At 46.2% G+C, this 16563-nt stretch carries 16 protein-coding genes, 1 pseudogene and 1 riboswitch; of the genes and pseudogenes, 8 read left to right on the plus strand and 9 right to left on the minus strand.

Annotated elements, in window-relative coordinates; genetic code table 11:
• Positions 1–34: 34 nt before the first annotated feature.
• Positions 35–2158, minus strand: a complete 2124-nt coding sequence (ovoA, locus tag TSUB_RS19840; RefSeq protein ID WP_087020083.1) for a 5-histidylcysteine sulfoxide synthase — start codon at positions 2156–2158, stop codon at positions 35–37.
• 376 nt (positions 2159–2534) lie between these two features.
• Here ovoA and TSUB_RS19845 point away from each other — a divergent pair, with 376 nt between their 5' ends.
• Positions 2535–3251 carry a GGDEF domain-containing protein gene (locus TSUB_RS19845; protein WP_087020080.1) on the plus strand — a complete coding sequence of 239 codons (717 nt, stop codon included), beginning with the start codon at positions 2535–2537 and terminating at the stop codon, positions 3249–3251.
• A 61-nt stretch (positions 3252–3312) separates the two neighbouring features.
• Here TSUB_RS19845 and TSUB_RS19850 read toward each other — a convergent pair whose 3' ends face one another.
• Complete coding sequence (locus TSUB_RS19850; RefSeq protein ID WP_087020075.1) at positions 3313–3765, minus strand: DUF3069 domain-containing protein; 453 nt, start codon at positions 3763–3765, stop codon at positions 3313–3315.
• A gap of 622 nt (positions 3766–4387) precedes the next feature.
• Here TSUB_RS19850 and TSUB_RS19855 point away from each other — a divergent pair.
• The 5 genes from TSUB_RS19855 to TSUB_RS19875 all read left to right on the plus strand — a co-directional run bounded on the left by TSUB_RS19855 (position 4388) and on the right by TSUB_RS19875 (position 7675).
• Positions 4388–5326 carry a GGDEF domain-containing response regulator gene (locus TSUB_RS19855; RefSeq protein WP_192867841.1) on the plus strand — a complete coding sequence of 313 codons (939 nt, stop codon included), beginning with the start codon at positions 4388–4390 and terminating at the stop codon, positions 5324–5326.
• Between the two features lie 127 nt (positions 5327–5453).
• A complete protein-coding gene (locus TSUB_RS19860) occupies positions 5454–6116 on the plus strand; it encodes a YceH family protein (RefSeq protein ID WP_087020069.1) in 663 nt (220 codons plus the stop codon).
• Positions 6116–6475 (plus strand): GIY-YIG nuclease family protein, encoded by a 360-nt coding sequence (locus TSUB_RS19865; RefSeq protein WP_087020066.1) that lies wholly within the window; start codon positions 6116–6118, stop codon positions 6473–6475. Before TSUB_RS19860 ends, TSUB_RS19865 begins: the two co-directional genes overlap by 1 nt.
• Positions 6450–6986, plus strand: a complete 537-nt coding sequence (locus TSUB_RS19870; RefSeq protein ID WP_087020061.1) for a YaeQ family protein — start codon at positions 6450–6452, stop codon at positions 6984–6986. The genes TSUB_RS19865 and TSUB_RS19870 overlap by 26 nt, the downstream gene beginning before the upstream one ends.
• A gap of 62 nt (positions 6987–7048) precedes the next feature.
• Positions 7049–7675, plus strand: a complete 627-nt coding sequence (locus TSUB_RS19875) for a YdcF family protein (protein WP_087020058.1) — start codon at positions 7049–7051, stop codon at positions 7673–7675.
• 67 nt (positions 7676–7742) lie between these two features.
• Here the strand turns inward: TSUB_RS19875 and TSUB_RS19880 are convergent, their stop codons facing one another.
• The 5 genes and pseudogenes from TSUB_RS19880 to thiD all read right to left on the minus strand — a co-directional run bounded on the left by TSUB_RS19880 (position 7743) and on the right by thiD (position 11701).
• Positions 7743–8417, minus strand: a complete 675-nt coding sequence (locus TSUB_RS19880) for a TenA family protein (RefSeq protein WP_087020055.1) — start codon at positions 8415–8417, stop codon at positions 7743–7745.
• A 9-nt stretch (positions 8418–8426) separates the two neighbouring features.
• Positions 8427–9365, minus strand: a complete 939-nt coding sequence (locus TSUB_RS19885) for an ABC transporter substrate-binding protein (RefSeq protein ID WP_087020053.1) — start codon at positions 9363–9365, stop codon at positions 8427–8429.
• A gap of 32 nt (positions 9366–9397) precedes the next feature.
• Positions 9398–10117: pseudogene (locus TSUB_RS19890) on the minus strand (ABC transporter permease); the annotation flags it as partial.
• 28 nt (positions 10118–10145) lie between these two features.
• Positions 10146–10898 carry an ABC transporter ATP-binding protein gene (locus TSUB_RS19895; RefSeq protein WP_087020046.1) on the minus strand — a complete coding sequence of 251 codons (753 nt, stop codon included), beginning with the start codon at positions 10896–10898 and terminating at the stop codon, positions 10146–10148.
• The gene (thiD, locus tag TSUB_RS19900; RefSeq protein ID WP_087020043.1) at positions 10895–11701 is read right to left on the minus strand and encodes a bifunctional hydroxymethylpyrimidine kinase/phosphomethylpyrimidine kinase; all 807 of its coding nucleotides are present in this window, start codon (positions 11699–11701) and stop codon (positions 10895–10897) included. The genes TSUB_RS19895 and thiD overlap by 4 nt, the downstream gene beginning before the upstream one ends.
• A 56-nt stretch (positions 11702–11757) precedes the next feature.
• A riboswitch (TPP riboswitch) is annotated at positions 11758–11862 on the minus strand.
• Positions 11863–12413: 551 nt separating this feature from the next.
• On the opposite strand from thiD, the gene TSUB_RS19905 reads away from it, so the two are divergent.
• The gene (locus TSUB_RS19905; protein WP_087020037.1) at positions 12414–13694 is read left to right on the plus strand and encodes a hypothetical protein; all 1281 of its coding nucleotides are present in this window, start codon (positions 12414–12416) and stop codon (positions 13692–13694) included.
• Between the two features lie 117 nt (positions 13695–13811).
• On the plus strand, positions 13812–15248 hold the full coding sequence (locus TSUB_RS19910) for an IS1182 family transposase (protein ID WP_221274547.1): 1437 nt from the start codon (positions 13812–13814) through the stop codon (positions 15246–15248).
• Between the two features lie 122 nt (positions 15249–15370).
• On the opposite strand, the gene TSUB_RS19915 is transcribed toward TSUB_RS19910, so the two are convergent.
• Positions 15371–15823, minus strand: coding sequence for a hypothetical protein (locus TSUB_RS19915; RefSeq protein ID WP_087016292.1), 453 nt, complete (start codon positions 15821–15823; stop codon positions 15371–15373).
• On the minus strand, positions 15808–16524 hold the full coding sequence (locus TSUB_RS19920; RefSeq protein ID WP_159064748.1) for a winged helix-turn-helix domain-containing protein: 717 nt from the start codon (positions 16522–16524) through the stop codon (positions 15808–15810). Before TSUB_RS19920 ends, TSUB_RS19915 begins: the two co-directional genes overlap by 16 nt.
• Between the last annotated feature and the right edge of the window lie 39 nt (positions 16525–16563).

A 16563-nucleotide genomic window follows, 5' to 3' on the forward strand; every position in this document is an offset into this window, starting at 1 on the left:
CGCTTTTAGGTATTTTATCAATTAGCTAGATGAGCTAGTCCGCATTTCTTTGCCATAAAGAGAAATGCGATAAAGTGTGCTGGAATTTTCGCTTGGTTTCTCTGATAACAAAAGGAATATCTTTCGCCTCTAGCAAGGTGAAATGCGGTGAAAGAATGTCACTTAGACCTTCAAAGGAAGTGTGGTTTTCTCCATTGATTTTTTTGCCGCCAACCCAGTTTTCTTTCTCTGTGTAGTCTTCTAGCCATGTGTAAGGCGAAACAATGACTAAAATGCCACCCGGATTGAGACGATGTGCCATGTCGTTGAGAAACTTGTGTGGCTCACTCAGCCGGTCAATGAGGTTTGCAGCCAAGATAAGGTCGTAGTCTTTGAACATGGGTTTGAGGTTACAGGCGTCACCTTGGGCAAAATGAATTTTTTGCCCAATGCTTGCTTCATAGCCCAACTGAGTCAAAGCGATGTTTTTGTACTCTACAAGCTCGCCTTCTGTCGGTATGGTATAGCGGGTTTCGCCTCGCTCACTGAGTGCATAAGCCTGTTGAATAAATCGTGCGGAAAAGTCAATGCCATCCACATGGTCAAAATGTCGAGCTAGCTCGAAACTGGCCCTCCCGACAGAACAACCGATGTCGAGCGCTTTGCGTTTTTGTTGAACGGCTTCATTGCCTAACGCTGTGGTGACGACGCTGAGAGGGAAGTTTGGCACGCCAAAGTATTCATTACCGTAGTGAAACTCTAAGTATTGTGAGACCAGCTCATCAGTCTCATACACATTGACTTTTTTCTGCGCAGAAGGTGTTGATTCTGCTTCTACGTATCTAAAACCTGCGTGCTGATAAAAATGGCGGCGAAATGCGTAACGGGAAGATCGCGTTGCCTCGTTTCCGGTAGAGATCCATGATCCTCCTTTGATAAGGTTGTGCTGACCGTCAAAAGTAGGGGTTGAAAAATCATCGTACATCGGATGTACTTGGAAGCCATTGAAGCCGTCTATCGCGGTTTGCGTCCACTGCCATACGTTGCCAACAACGTCGAACAACTCACCTTGCTGAAAATGATTGACGGGCATAGAGGAGGCGTAAGCTTTTAATGCGATATTGCCTTCTAGGTCTATCTCACCCGTTGACGTTTCGTCCAATAGGTTCCTCAGCGCATACCACTCGCTTTCTTCAGGCAAGCGAATCGCTTTTTGGTGTTTCTCGCTTAGCCAGCGGCAAAATGCGGCGGCTTCAAGTTGATTGACTTCTACTGGCCAGTCTAATGGTAACGGGATGATAGTAGTGAGGTTACGTTGCCAATATTGTCCTTCTCTAAAGAGCCAGAAGCGAGGCATTTTCGCCTGTGTGAATGCGAGCCATTTCGTGCCTTCTTCATCCCAATATTGGGAATCTTGATAGCCTCCAGCTTCAACAAAACTGAGGTATTCTTGATTACTGACTAAGTATTTACTGGCTTTGAAATCCAAGACGGTGACATCAAGGGTGCCGTATTCGTTGTCCCAGCCGTAAGTCTGCTCCTGTGTGCCTTTCCCCAGAGTAAGCGTGCTGCCCGCAATATCGACAAGGACATTGTCGGGTGCTCGCTGCGATTCCGTATAGCTTGGCCATGCTGGGTGGTCAGTGACCATTTCTATCGGCAGCTGGCGAATAATCACAGAAGAGGTTTCAAGGTGAATGCGCTCGTGCTCAATGCCCATTAGGATGATCCAAGCAGGATCATCTTGTTGAATAGGTAAGGAGATGGGCATGGTATCAATCACGTGATTTACCAGTACCTCAACCTGTTCCCTGTAGGCGGCGACAGCTTGGCGAGAAGGCCAGTCATAGTGGGTTTCGTCTAAGTCATCCCACGACATTTCGTCGACACCAATCGCAAACATGGACTCAAAGTGACCATTTACTCGTTCTTGGATCAACTGTGAGAGTTTAAGTTTGTTAACGAAAAAGCAAGCGGTGTGGCCATAGTAAAAAATGAGAGGATGACGTAGTGGTTCTGCTTTGATGAAGTATGCGTCATCGGTGTTAATGGTGTCGAATAAGCTCTCATAGAGGCGATAGGTTTGGTTGAAGTACTCTTTGATTTCTAAACGCTTCGCTTCTGGGTCGTCGCCGTTGAGTAGCAGTGTAGAGTGGTAATGAGACGTGGGTACAGGCATAGGTTTTTCCTTGTCGAGGAGACAGTGTTTGTTTTAATGCTTCATCAGATGAATAAATACGGCAAAAAATGGCAGAAAGGATCAGGTTGCCTTTGTTACTTCTTTTAAGGTGGTTTAAGGCCTTTGATTCCCCCTTTCTCTCGATATGAAGGGAGAGTGGTGCGGCAAGCACATAATCCTTACGATGCCATCTGCGTATAAATTTAGTAGACAGGATTGAAGAGAACAAATTACAACACAGGGATATCTTTACGACGCAATGAGGTTAGACACTTTCGTCAAACTATTGATAAATCGCCACATGGTGGAAGGTGCGTTGATCATGAACTAGTCTCAAAAGAGCAGAGTCTACCCGACTAGGGTATGGGCAGGTGGCATGAAAAAGAGCATTCGAACCCTTCAGCGTTGGCTAATTCGACGCCTTATCTATCTGTTATCGATCAATTTGTTGTCGGTCATCATCTCTATTTTCGTTATTTATGTGCTCTATTCGAAAACGGAGCCAAATTCAATGCGGCTGTTTTTTGTCATTGCGTTTTGTTTGTTCATGGCGAACCTTGCCTTCAATATTCTCGCGGTGAGACGATTTAAACAGCTGTTGAGTACCGATGCACTAACGGGCTTGACCACTCGCCGCTACTTGTACGAGCGGCTTGAAAGTTATCAAAAGTGGTTAGAACAATCACCGTCATTGCAGTTAGCTGTATTGTTTATAGACGTCGATAACTTTGGTGAGGTGAACGATTATTATGGCCATCTTACGGGTGATAAGGCGATGAAGAAGATTGCTTTGTTAGTCGAAAATGAGATAGGGACGCGTGATACTGCCGCTCGGTTTGGTGAGGAGGCCATTACTGTATTGGCGTTGGTCGAGCATCAAGGTGAAAGCGAAAAGATTGCTAACCGAATTCTTGAAGCGGTGCGTCATACGCAGTTCGATTATGAAGATCATCCCTTCAATCTCACCGTGAGTATCGGTATTGCCATGGTGGGTGACTTAGACGATATCTACAGCGCCTTTGTGCGGGCGGATAAATGCCTGCAAGAGGCGAAAGAGACAGGCAAAGATAGGTTAGTGGTGGAAGATAGCTAGCGTTTTTGGACTGTTTACAGGCTTGCCTTAAACGGGAGGCAAGCCTGCTTTCTGAAGGACGTTACGGTCTATTTTTGTCAAAAATAGCGCGGATCTCACGCTTCATATTCGGCTTTAAACGTGCTTTCTTGATCTGCTTGATCAAGTCTTTCACTGCGGTGTGCAACACATCGTCGAGTAGGCGAGCTTTGTAGAGCTCTTGTTCCTCTTCCGGCATATTTTCAGGTAATTGTGTTGTTTTAAACTCTTCCATAAAGTCTAAACCGACGTAGCTCTGGCTCAGTGCGACGAGGGCATGAAATTGTTCAAAGTTATCCAGCACATTCTGCGCACTTGCCGGCATGCTATCCCATGCTTCGCGCACGCTCTCTTCTGATGCCTGATAAACACCAAGTACCATGGGTAGCATCTCTTCTGGCACCTTCTCAAACGAAATCACCTGCTTTAGCTCTGGTGAAGCTTCCTCTAAAGTTAGGGTGGTTTGCGTTTCTGCTGCAGGGGTTTGTTCAGACATATTGTTTTTCCTGAGTATCAAGTTCTGCTGTGATAGTAAAACGGCGGAGAGGAATGTCAATCTGTAACCTGCTTCGAACGTTTGAACGGTCTCAAAATAAACAGTTTGTTATAAGAGTGGTGGGCATAAATACAGGCAGAAAGGTGTGTATAGGCATATACTCAAGCCACCTCAAGATGTTTGTTCAGCGAGAGTTTCTAGGCTTGTCAACAAGACACTGTTTTGAAGATCTAGTGGACTAAATCAAAAAACAGTAACGACGGTGGCGAGCCTAGAAAACTCGCCCTTCGGGAAGCGACTAGCGCCCCGATTTCTGCGTTAAAGGTGTTTGAAAGGGAAATCCATTCCTTCACACCTTAGCCTTGAACTCGAACCGCTAGTCAGCTTCTGAATCCTGCATCTTGAGGTGGCTTGAGTATACAATGAGGTGTGAGAAAAATGCTTATATTATGTTGAAAGTTGTTCTGATTAGGGAATGATGAGCTTAGGCGTAAGAGTTTACCAATACTGTTGGTGAGTCTCAGTAAGATATCTCAACATATGCCTATCCTTATGTGATATAAACGTAAACAGTTAAATTGATTTCATAACAACAATGAAGGAACAGTCGCCTATGTCAGAGATGAAAATTCTGTTAGTCGATGATGTCCATATCGAAAGAATGCAGCTATCGCTGCGTTTAGAGAGGCTAGGTTATCAGGTTGAAGCGGCAGAAAATGGGGCTGATGCGATTGAAAAGTATGGCAAGTATCTCCCTGATTTAGTGCTGTTAGATGTCAGCATGCCGGATATGAGCGGCACCGAGGTCGCTCAAAAACTGCGTGAACTCTATCCTGAATGGGTGCCCATTATCTTTCTGAGTGGTCATGACGAGCCTGAGATGGTAGCAAAAGCCATTGATATGGGTGGGGATGACTATTTGGTCAAGCCGGTAAACAAAATTGTTTTACAGGCGAAGTTGAAAGCGATGCAGCGTATTGCCTCTATGCGTCATAAACTTGCTGAAGCGACGGCCATGTTGGAGCGTGCCAATCTTCAACTCTCTAAACAAGCTACAGAAGATGGTCTGACAGGGGTTGCAAATCGACGATATTTGGACTCGCGAATGCAAGAAGCCATTGCGTGGCACGGCAGAAACGGTTATCCACTGACAGTATTGATGGTCGATGTTGACCACTTTAAAGCATTTAATGACAACTACGGTCATTTAGAGGGCGATCGTTGTTTGATTAAGTTAGCGCAGGCCTTAGAGCAACAGTTCTCGCGTGCCGGGGAGCTTGTAGGGCGGTATGGTGGCGAAGAGTTCGTTGTGATTCTAGGTAATTGCGACAAACTTGATGCTGTTGCTCACTGTGAGCGACTCAAAGAAGCGGTGCATACCTTAGCGATTCCACATGCCTTTGCATCGACGTCAGATCAAGTGACGGTAAGTCAAGGCATGTTGTCTTGGACCCCAACCGGACTCGAGACGCTTGATAATATTTATGCCCTCGTTGATGAGTACCTGTATAAGGCAAAAGCACAAGGGCGAGATTGCTACGTGGCTGCAGATTTCCTTTAGAGAATGATGGGGCGCTTGAAAAATAAGCAGTTGCGAAATTTTCGAAGGGTTTTAGTGATCGACGCTATTGAGACACCGAATTGGAGTTGGTACTCTGCTTCACAAACAATACGTTGGAAGTGTACTTATGGAAATTTCACTGAATGCCATTGAAGCGCGTATCATTGGATGCTTACTTGAAAAAGAGATCACGACGCCAGATCTTTACCCACTGACATTGAACTCGCTAACGTCTGCTTGCAATCAGAAAAGTAACCGCGAGCCTGTTATGCAACTCTCGGAAGCAGAAGTGATGGATGGGTTGTCTTCACTAAAGACAAAGCGTTTAGTGAGTGATGATGAAGCGTTCGGTGGGCGTGCTGTCAAGTACAAGCACCGTTTTTGTAACACGGAATTTGGTTCACTGAAGTTAACCGAACAACAGCTTGGTATTGCTTGTGTGATGTTACTTCGCGGGGCACAAACACCTGGGGAGTTGCGCACCCGCACTAATCGCCTTTGTCAGTTTTCTGATGTCAAAGAAACAGAGCAAGTCCTTGAATCCTTGATGCAGCATTCACTTGGTGAGTTGGTGGTGCGCTTACCGCGCGAGGCCGGAAAACGTGAATCGCGCTATATGCATCAGTTTTGTGGTGAGGTTGATGTCTCCAATCTTGCCGCTGTATCGGCACCAGCCACACCGACAGCCGCCTCAGCAAATGATGAACGTATTGTCGCGCTTGAAGCGGAGGTGGCTAGCCTAAAATCGCGTTTAGACGCATTGGAAGAAAAACTGAATGCTGTGCTGTAATGGCGAGTGAGAAAAACCCACCTTCTTGGTGGGTTTACTTTATTGAAGCGAGCAATTGTTGTTACTACTGTGGGATCACCAATGATGTTTCCCGTCGAATGACTCAACACGAACAAGGTAAAGGCGCAAAATATTTGCGTGGTAAAGCACCACTTAAATTGGTCTGGTCTTTAGAGGTCGGTGACAAGCATTGCGCTGCTAAAATTGAGTACCGATTGAAGCAATTACGTCGTAGACAAAAACAACAGGTGATGACCAGCGTCCATTCTATCGCGGCTCTACAAGCGATGTTTCCTGACTGGTCATTTTTAAACACGAATAGAGAAGAACACCATGGCACTAAAAGCCACGATTTATAAAGCAGCAATTAATCTCGCGAATATGGATGATCACGTTTACCTTGATCAAACCTTAACGTTAGCGCAACACCCTTCAGAGACTCAGCAACGCATGATGCTACGAGTGTTGGCTTGGGTTATGTATGCAAATGAACATCTTCAGTTCACTAAAGGGTTGTCAGAAGAAAGCGAACCAGCTTTGTGGCAAAAAAGCTTCGCTGACGAAATCGAGGTGTGGATTGACCTTGGCCTACCTGACGAGAAGCGCATGAAACGTGCCGCTCAGAAAGCGCAACAAGCGGTACTCTTTGCTTACGATGACAATGCATTTGGCCCTTGGTGGCAGCAGCATCAACCGAAAGTCTATAGCTTCACCAACTTAGCCATTTATCGTGTTAGTGACGAGATAATGGACGCATTACTGCAATGTTGTGAACGTACTATGCAATTACAGTTCACCATCCAAGATGGTCAGATCTGGCTAAACTCAGGCGATCTGAGCTTAGAAGTAACACCGGAAAAATTGCAGTAACGTGATCTAGTCTTTACAAGACTATCGAGATAACCAAAAAACGCACATTGAGGTGACGATTTATGGGAACGGCTGTGTATTCTGCTGCGAAAGTGATTTGGGATTATCATTTACTCTCACAGCAACCTGAAACTGCTGATGTAATTTTAGTGATGGGCAGCAATGACCTGCGAGTGGCAGAGCATGCCGCAGCCTTGTACAAACAAGGATTAGCCCCATTAGTGGTATTTAGTGGCGCGCAAGGCAGATTTACGAGTGACCTTTTCGATTGTACTGAGGCAGAGGCGTTTTCTCAGGTTGCCATGGAAAAAGGGGTACCTGCAACGGCTGTGGCGTTGGAAAAAGAAGCGACAAATACGGGCGAGAATGTCCAGTTTTCTCGGGCATTGCTAGAAAAGCATGGGAAAGCGCCGAGACGTGTATTAGTCGTTCAAAAGCCTTATATGGAGCGACGAGCCTACGCGACTGTGAAGAAACAATGGCCTGGTGTCGAAGTGACAGTGGCGTCACCGCCTATTTCGTTAGTGGATTATCCTACGGATAGCTTTCCTTTCGCGGATGTGGTTTCTGCCATGTTGGATGACTTTGATAGAGTGCGTGATTATCCGGAGAAAGGCTTTCAGATTAGTCAGGATATCCCTGAGGAAGTGCATCAAGCCGCTGCAACGCTGCGAGAGCTCGGTTTCTAGGTCAACATGATTGAAAAAGCGCGTGCCAATCGATGACACGCGCTTTTTTATTTGTCGTTATAAAAGACTAAGCGTTGAGCCCCTGTTGCCAGAATGCAATTTCCATTCGTGTTGCGGTGCGGAATACTTCGATCAATCGTTGTCCACGCGCTGAGGTTAGTGGGATATCAGCCAATAGTCGATCAAGACGCTGACGCGTTATTTCGACCCCGTGTTGGAAGTCATCGCCGCCATACATCTCAATCCAACTCCGGTAGGGATTGCCTTCCAGAACGGTGGTACCGGCTTGTTGCGCTGACTCTGCCAACAGCGCTTCACCAATGACGCCATAGCCGATTGAACAAGGTGCGAGTGCAACAAATAGTTCGACCAGATCCCCTTGCATGCCGCAATCTAAGACATAGCGCGTGTAAGCGACAGTGCCGAAGTCTTCAGGCTCGGCTTCCATGTCCGCTTCTGTTAAGCCCCACTGACCGCAGTAATCAACATGGTGCTGAATTTCTTGATCGAGTAAGCCATGTAGGACAGGTAAACTGTCACGCATCTCAGCCAAATCATTAGACTTGTAAATCGCCAAAGCAAATGCGCGGGCATAGTGCTTCAAGAACAAAAAGTCTTGCTGCAGATAGTGCTGATAGTGCCGTTGCGCCAGGCTTCCCAGTGCGAGGGATTTGACAAATTCATGTTCGGTATAGCCTTGCCATTCAGATTGACAGGCTGCGACTAGATCGTGGTGGTTCATAGGTCACCCTTATAGCGTTGGGAGGTAATCGGCGGTTGTTGGCGCTTTTTCGATAATGCCGTTCGCTTCTAGATACTGTGCGTAAACATCGTAGCGCTGTGGATCTGTTGCCGATGGACGTAGGGCAAATCGTGGTAGCGTATCGCGCCATGCACGTTTGTTGAGTTCATTGTCTAGTGTGTCTGGCGAGTAAGCAATGAACTCTTTCCAAGCTTTGTCTGGGTTGTTGACGATGTATTGTGTGGCCAGCTCGAGTGCGTGGTTGAATTTTTTCAATGCTTCAGCATCATGCTTGTCACGATTCGCAACGATAACGAGTTCATCATAGGCGGGTACACCATGCTCTTCTGGGAAGAAAGTGACGGCAGTGTAGCCTTCAATCGCAAGTTGATTGCTTTCAAAGTTGCGGAAGCCACCCCAAATCGCATCGACTTTACCTGAAGCAAGCGAGGAAGAGAGGGCCCAACCAACATTGATGATTTCAACGTCTTCGAACTTAATACCATTGTTCTCAACCATAGTACCGACGGTAGAGCGCTCATTGCCTGGAATAGCGACGCCAACCTTCTTGCCTTTGAGTTGATCGAGTGAAGTAATGCCACTTTTATCAAGCACCATCATGCTGTTCAGTGGTGTCGCAATTAAAGTTGCTGAGCGGATCAGCGGTAGGCCTGCTGCAACATCGACAGTGAGGCTTGGTTGATAAGATACCGCCATGTCGACACGACCCGCCGCAACGAGTTTTGCAGGCACACTTGGGTCTGCTGGCTCTTGAATGTTAATCGTTAACCCTTGATCTTCAAAGAGGCCATGTTGTTGAGCGATAACGATAGGGCCATGGTTCGGGTTGACAAACCAATCGAGCATCAAGGTCATCTCTTTTGCGTTAGCCTGCCCTGCAGTTAAGAGGACACTCATCGCAAGCGTCGCATTTTTCAATAGTTTCATACTTTCTCTCATTAATTAGAATGTTGTTGTGGTTATTGTTGGCCATTCCAAGGAATGGCGAGTTTTAAAATTTGGTCGGTGATGAAATAGAGTGCGACGGACATGCTAGCGAGCATGAACAGGGCTGCAAACATATCTGCAATCATCATTCGTGCATTGGCGTGTAGCATGAGATAGCCAAGCCCTTCACTGGATCCCACCCATTCGCCAACAACAGCGCCAATGGGGGCTACAACGACAGCGACACGAATGCCAGAAGCAATGGTGGGTAAAGCGGCAGGCAAGCGCACATAGCGCAGTAGCTGCCATCGACTCACATCCATGGTTTTGGCAAGGTCGAGATACCCTTTTGGCGTTTGTCGTAGGCCGTCATAACAACAGGTCGTGACAGGGAAGAAGATAATGATGGCGGCCATCACAACCTTTGAAGCGATACCGTAGCCTAGCCAAAGCATTAAAATCGGGGCAATGGCAAAGACAGGAATGGCTTGGCTGGCGATGAGGATCGGCAGCAGCCAGCGACGTAGCGGGGCAAATAAAAGCATTTGCAAAGCGAAAAAGAGCCCCATGCTTAATCCCAAGAGTAACCCTAAGGCGATTTCGATAGCGGTGACTTTGGTATGACGAAGCAGGACATCATGACGCGCGATAATGCTATCCATGACGGCTACTGGCGATGGCAATATGAAAGGCGGTAACTCAAAAACCGTGATAGCTAGCTGCCACAGACCAAGAATGATCAGTAGGCTAATGATACCTCGGGAGAGGGTTGTCAGTGCTTTAGACTTCAGCATATTGGCCTTCTAGTTTGGCGATGATTTGCTGGTGTAACGCCGCAATATCAGCAGTCAATTCCCTTGGTGTCGGTGTATCTGGAGTGACGAGGGGGACAAGCTGAGCAGGTCGGCCTTGTAATAGATACAAGTCATTGCCAAGGCGTAACGCTTCCAGCGGGTCGTGGGTGATTAAAAGCACATCTTTCCCTTTGAGTAATTTGGCACTCAGTGCCTGAAGCTTATGTCGCGTGACGGCATCTAGGGCAGAGAATGGCTCATCCATCAACACCACTGGCTTGTCTTGCATGAGTGTTCTTGCCAAAGCAACGCGTTGTCGCATTCCACCGGAAAGTTGGTTTGGTGTTTTTGCTTCTTCACCCTCAAGGCCAACCTCTTTCAATAATGCCTTGGCTCTTTGACACTGGCTTTGGGTTGGCTTTTTGCCTTTAATCACCGAGGATAGGCAGACGTTATCGAGCACATTGAGCCAAGGGAACAGCAAGTCTTGTTGTCCCATATAGGCCACGTGTTGATGGCTAAGTGGTTGTGTTTGCTGACCATCACCGAGACGGATATCGCCCGACGTAAAGTGCGCGTCGTCCGTTAACCCCGCCAGTAAACGAAGTAAGGTCGTTTTACCACAACCGCTTCGTCCTAGGACGCAGGTCCAGTCACGAAAAGCAAAGCTGAGGTTGTCAAAAAGTGGCTGAGCTTCATTATCAAATCTCAAGCTCAGCGAATTAGCCGTAATGGTCATTTTTTGAGAGCAAAGAAGTGATTAACGGGCCCGTGGCCTTTGCCAATTTCGAGGTCATCGGCGTGTTTAATCGCGTCGGTTATGTAGGCTTTGCCGAGTTCCACTGCGGTATGTAAAGTGTGCTGCTGCGCTAAGTAGCTCGCAATCGCTGACGAGAGAGTACATCCCGTACCATGGGTGTTGTGTGTGTGGTGGCGAGCCACGGTATACGGGGTGACTTTCCCGTCTTTTATTAGATAGTCAGTGGCTTGGCTATCGTCATGGTGATGCCCGCCTTTGAGTAATACCGCGTGGGTATTGAGTGCTTGCAATGCGGCTATCAGTGATTTTGTCTCCGCATCGTTATGGGGGATTGGTAGGCCTGTGAGTGCTGCCGCCTCGGGCAAATTAGGCGTGATAACCGTGGCAAGGGGCAACAGTTCGTTTTTTAGGCTTTCAATGGCGTCTGTTTTTAACAGCAAATCACCGCTCGTCGCGACCATGACAGGGTCTAGCACGATATGCTGTGGCCTATACTGACGCAGTTTCTCCGCGACAACGCCAATGATATTGCTATCCGCCAGCATGCCAATTTTGACGGCTTTGACATTGAGGTCTGTGAAAATCGCATCAAGTTGTTGAGCAACAAAGTCAGTATCAATGGGTAAGATACCTTGAACGCCCTGGGTGTTTTGTGCGGTTAATGCGGTAATCGCTGAGCAAGCGTAGCCACCTGTGGCAGAAATCGCTTTGATATCCGCCTGAATACCAGCGCCGCCACCACTATCGGAGCCTGCGATGGTCAAAGTGATTGGAGTAGACATAGGCTTTGCTTCCCTTTCTTAGCGACGTAGATCGAATAACAGGAAGCAAGATAGTCGTGATCTGCCTGTTAGTTCCCTACGCCAGTATTAACTGAATCAGGTTCAACGGGTCCTGTTATTTAACAGTCTCAGCTCTCACTTGAGCTCCCCGACTAACTTTTGCGCTTTGATGTCAGCACAAAGTGTGAATGTTAGCCTCACAGATAGGTTTGTAAGGCTAACTTTGCGAATAATAAGCTAAATACATCAAAAAACTGTGCTCTGTGTCAAACTGTCTTTGACCTTTCGTTTCATGAAGGGAGATCAGATGCAGGAAACAGCACACCAGTTACTTGGTTGCAAATAATGCATGAAATGTTGTCAAGATAACATATGCAACCCAGATGGAATGTGGTGATAGCGTATAAATTACTCAACGGGGTAGGGACGTTATTCGTCACTATGCTGAGTGAGGTGGATTGAGTATCAATGCTGTTACCGTGCGAATTTGAGCCAAATACTTCATATTGTCATGGCATTTTTGTGTACCTCGCCGGAAAATTTGAGAGTCGTCAAGTTCATGCTGTTGATCTTAGTGCCGAATTTACTAATTTGTCTGTCAATCTGGCGATGATTGAATCGGCTAATGTGGTAACATTGGGCAATTGAGGTCAACAATCCATGCAAATGACAATGTTGTTTGTTACCGTTTATTTTAATTAAGCAGAACATTATGAAGAAGAAGTATCATTTGTTGCCACTAGTATTTGCAGTGTCCAGCGCATTGCACGCGCAAACAGATATCGACTCTGCTGATATATTTTCTGACTTGGCTCAAGATAACAATATAAATATGTGCGAGCAGGAGTATGCTCAATCAAAAGGTGGATATTTAATCCAGCTTTTCTCCGGCACCAATAAAAAGCGCTTACCAAGTAATGAACAGTTAAATGAGTTGCCGTTGGATATCCGATCTCAACTCAATTTATGCAAGAAAGTACAGTCGGGAGTGCAATACAAGGTATTAGTCGCCGGACCGGTGGAAGGCTATTCCAACGCGAAAGCACTGCAAGCTGACCTACCAGCCAGCTGGAAAGCACGACAACCTTGGATTTTGCCAGTGAGCTGGTTTACTGAGGCGCCAAAAGTGACGTCGTCACCAGAGCCAAAGGTTGCCACTACACCTACTATCAATCCGTCTCCTCAGGCTGTTCTACCTTCAGAAGTTGTTGTAACGAGTGATATTGAAGAGGCAGAAACAGCGTCGGCTCCGCCGGCAGTTACCGCACTGACTCTTGAAGAGAAAGAGGGGGAGCTTGAAGCTTCCTTTAGTGAACTAGAGTTTGGCGCTTTGGCATCAGAGAAAGAGAGTGATATCGGTCAAGAAATCGCTCATGCGGTAGAAAATACCCGTGACCTTGAAGAGGCGGTCGATCCCGTAGCGATAACGTTATCTAAAGAACAAGAAGCACGTATCGCGGGCTTCGTTGCGCCAGTATTCAGTGAAGCGATTGTGGCTGTTTATGCGCAGCAGCAAGCAGATAATCAGATGTTAGATGTTATCGATGAGAAGTCTGCTTCTGAGCAAGCGTTAGCGTCGGAAGCAGCGCCCGAAACACCCGTCGAATCGATCTCTATTGTTGAGACAGAGTCTGCAACTGATGACACTGTAGAGGGTAACGTTCGCATTGATGATGGTGATGAAATTGCGTCGGATCTTGAGATTGCAGATGAAAGTGTTCCTAACCTTGATGATCCTGAAACTGTGGTCGAGGAAGAGGTTGCAGACGTTGAGATCCTCGCTGAGGAACCAGTTGAAACTGCAGTCGTTGAGCACGATGTAGTTGAAGATGCAGTTGAAGATGCGGCTGAAAGTGATGCCACATCGGTAGCACGATCTGATGTTCAGGAAAAAGCCACTGCTGAGGTGGATGAGCCCGAGTCAAAACCCATCAGCCAAGTGATCGATTCAGGTAAAAAGAAGCGCGTGATTATTTTAAGTCCTGATGCATGATTGTGTATACATCAATAAAAAAAGCTCAACTAAGTTGAGCTCAGACTGCTGACAAAGGTCTAGCTTTCGAGCTAGACCTTTGATCTAATAGGGGTATCGAAATATGGACACTCCGTTATGCTTCAAGAGCCTACTCCGCAACAATACGAACTGGAAATGGTGACGATGGAACAGTTAGTTCCTAAAAACCATTTAGTGCGTAAAATCGATAATGCTATCGACTTCGAATTCATTCGAGATGAAGTCGCTCATCTTTACTGTAAAGATAATGGACGCCCACCTGTTGACCCTGTCCGCCTCTTCAAAATCATCTTACTTGGCTACATCTTTGGCATAAAAAGTGAGCGTCAGCTCGTCAAAGAGATTGAAGTGAATGTCGCTTACCGTTGGTTCTTGCGGATGTCATTAACAGAGAAAGTCATTCACGCTTCTACTCTCAGCCAGAACCGCATTCGTCGCTTTAATGGCACGGATGTATTCGAACGTATTTTTATCAATATCGTAGAGCAAGCCATGTCGAAAGGCTTGGTCGCGGGTCAAGAGCTCTTTACGGACAGTACTCATCTCAAAGCGAACGCCAACAAGAATAAACACACCAATAAAGTCACGGCGGTTCGTGCCAGTACCTATCTTGATATGCTGGATGAAGACGTCGCTTTAGACCGAGAAAAAGCAGGTAAGAAGCCACTTAAGGCTCGGGAGTCAGAGCCAAAAACAAAGAATACTAAAACCAGCACCACTGACCCAGAGAGTGGCTTCATGACTCGTGATAATAAGCCTCAAGGCTTCTTTTATCTCGACCATCGAACCGTTGATGGTCAACACGGAATTATTCTCGATACCTACACCACCGCGGGTAACATCAATGACTCACAGCCTTACGTTCAACGCTTAGATTACACGCTTGCCACATTCCAATTGAACCCGATAGCTGTTGGACTGGATGCGGGCTACTTTACTGCTCCAGTGGCGGAGTCACTTGAACGTCGAGCTATTCTTGGCGTGTTCGGTTATCGACGTCCATCTAGAACGAAAAATACGTTCAAAAAGAAGCACTTTACTTACGATGCGCAAAGAGACAGCTACCAATGTCCGAATGGTCAGGAGTTGCTTTATAAAACTACCTCACGCGATGCGTATCGAGAATACCACTCAGCCCCCAAAGAATGTGCGTTCTGTCCAATGAGGGATGACTGTACTCAAAGCAGAAATATGAAGAAAGTGATTACACGGCATATCTATAGTGACGCAGTAGAGAGGGCAAACCAAATGCGGCTCTCTTCCTACGGCAAGAAGACTTATAGACGTCGAAGTGAAACAGTAGAACGTAGCTTTGCAGACGCTAAGCAACATCACGGTCATCGTTATGCTCGCTTCCGCGGTCTAGCCAATGTGCAAATGCAATGTTGGTTGGCAGCGGCAGCCCAAAACATCAAGAAGATAGCGCTGGTGATGAACTATCTCCGAAAAATAGGCTTAAACATGGCAGAAATGAGGCAAATACTTGCTTCTGTATGCCTATGTAATGAACGGAAACTTCTGCGCACGACATAGCAAAAAATATCGCGATCGCGACCTACGGTCGCTTCCAAAAAAGAACCCCGCTTAAAAAGCGGGGTTCGTCATCAATCTGAGCTCAACTAAGTTGAGCTTTTTCTTTTGTATCAGTGTAAGGATTATACTTTCTTATTGTATAAGTAATAGACGTGTTCGTTATTATCCGTACGGTATTTTAGGAAGAACTGGTTATTGTCTAGTGGATAGAATGTCGAGATGACAATCTTATTCTTCGGCTTAGGAATGTCATCTTGAGAAGCTTTATGCTGCTCGTGACGAATAACCAAACGGTATTTTGATATCTGGAATAAACTCGCTTCCGTTGAGGTGACATATTTTTCTGTTAAATATATCGTACTGAAGTAGTCATGAAATAAAGCGGTTTCACCAGCAATATAAGCTTGTGACGTAATGCTCACTGGCTCATCTAAGTGATTAAAATTTGATGTCGCAATCCAGTGACCATCAAACTTGAAATTGCCTTTGCGAAACTCTTGATATTTTACATATCCCATACCAGCACCAAAGCTGATAACAAAGAGTAATACTAGAGGAATTATCTTTCTGTACATGCGATTCCCTGTAGATTGTTCGGCTGACTACAGACGACCAATCGTCCTTCCCTGGTTTTATCAATGAACAGTGTGTCACCACTGCTGTAGTGCGCTTTCAGCGACTCGATTTCTTCTGGTGTGATTTCTTGTGAAAGCGTAATCCATTTTGCTGTTTCACTATAGCCAAGAATTTGGTCGTAGGTGAAAGCACCAAGTTTAAATGCTATGCCCATCATGACAGGGACCAAAGCGTAGACACCGATTTGTTTGAAAATGGAGAGATCAGCAGTGGGTTTAGGGTGTCGATAAATTTCATCAAATGAATTGATGCTTGGTTCAACAAAGGTAGCGGCATGCATCACTGGCTTAGGTGCCATAGTGAGCACGTAGCCAAATTCAGGTACCTTGCGGATGATCTCCGATTCCAAATCATTGAGTTTTTCACGCAAGTTGATGATGACTTTATCGATCAGGGATTCATTCAGTTGACCTGTTTGCCAAATGTTTTGATGTAACTCCATCGGTTTAACAGGGTTTGGGTACGCTCGGACTAGCGCCAATAAGACCTGTGCTTCCTTGAGCATCATCCAATGTGTGTTTGCACCATCATCGAGATAGTTGTTAGAGAAATCACATGTGATATCGCCGATTTTGTAAACGAGTGCATCAGTTTTGGGTGGTGCAGCGGTAGTTAGATCATCAACTGCTTGTATACTCATATTTCTCGGTACCATATTTTGCATTTACAAATATTTATA

The sequence above is a fragment of the Thaumasiovibrio subtropicus genome, assembly GCF_019703835.1.
Lineage (GTDB): Bacteria > Pseudomonadota > Gammaproteobacteria > Enterobacterales > Vibrionaceae > Thaumasiovibrio > Thaumasiovibrio subtropicus.

Coding starts and splice junctions, on each gene's coding strand:
- ovoA (WP_087020083.1), bottom strand. CDS start 2,158: ATGCCTGTACCCACGTCTCATTACCACTCTACACTGCTACTCAACGGC.
- TSUB_RS19845 (WP_087020080.1), top strand. CDS start 2,535: ATGAAAAAGAGCATTCGAACCCTTCAGCGTTGGCTAATTCGACGCCTT.
- TSUB_RS19850 (WP_087020075.1), bottom strand. CDS start 3,765: ATGTCTGAACAAACCCCTGCAGCAGAAACGCAAACCACCCTAACTTTA.
- TSUB_RS19855 (WP_192867841.1), top strand. CDS start 4,388: ATGAAAATTCTGTTAGTCGATGATGTCCATATCGAAAGAATGCAGCTA.
- TSUB_RS19860 (WP_087020069.1), top strand. CDS start 5,454: ATGGAAATTTCACTGAATGCCATTGAAGCGCGTATCATTGGATGCTTA.
- TSUB_RS19865 (WP_087020066.1), top strand. CDS start 6,116: ATGGCGAGTGAGAAAAACCCACCTTCTTGGTGGGTTTACTTTATTGAA.
- TSUB_RS19870 (WP_087020061.1), top strand. CDS start 6,450: ATGGCACTAAAAGCCACGATTTATAAAGCAGCAATTAATCTCGCGAAT.
- TSUB_RS19875 (WP_087020058.1), top strand. CDS start 7,049: ATGGGAACGGCTGTGTATTCTGCTGCGAAAGTGATTTGGGATTATCAT.
- TSUB_RS19880 (WP_087020055.1), bottom strand. CDS start 8,417: ATGAACCACCACGATCTAGTCGCAGCCTGTCAATCTGAATGGCAAGGC.
- TSUB_RS19885 (WP_087020053.1), bottom strand. CDS start 9,365: ATGAAACTATTGAAAAATGCGACGCTTGCGATGAGTGTCCTCTTAACT.
- TSUB_RS19895 (WP_087020046.1), bottom strand. CDS start 10,898: ATGACCATTACGGCTAATTCGCTGAGCTTGAGATTTGATAATGAAGCT.
- thiD (WP_087020043.1), bottom strand. CDS start 11,701: ATGTCTACTCCAATCACTTTGACCATCGCAGGCTCCGATAGTGGTGGC.
- TSUB_RS19905 (WP_087020037.1), top strand. CDS start 12,414: ATGAAGAAGAAGTATCATTTGTTGCCACTAGTATTTGCAGTGTCCAGC.
- TSUB_RS19910 (WP_221274547.1), top strand. CDS start 13,812: ATGCTTCAAGAGCCTACTCCGCAACAATACGAACTGGAAATGGTGACG.
- TSUB_RS19915 (WP_087016292.1), bottom strand. CDS start 15,823: ATGTACAGAAAGATAATTCCTCTAGTATTACTCTTTGTTATCAGCTTT.
- TSUB_RS19920 (WP_159064748.1), bottom strand. CDS start 16,524: ATGAGTATACAAGCAGTTGATGATCTAACTACCGCTGCACCACCCAAA.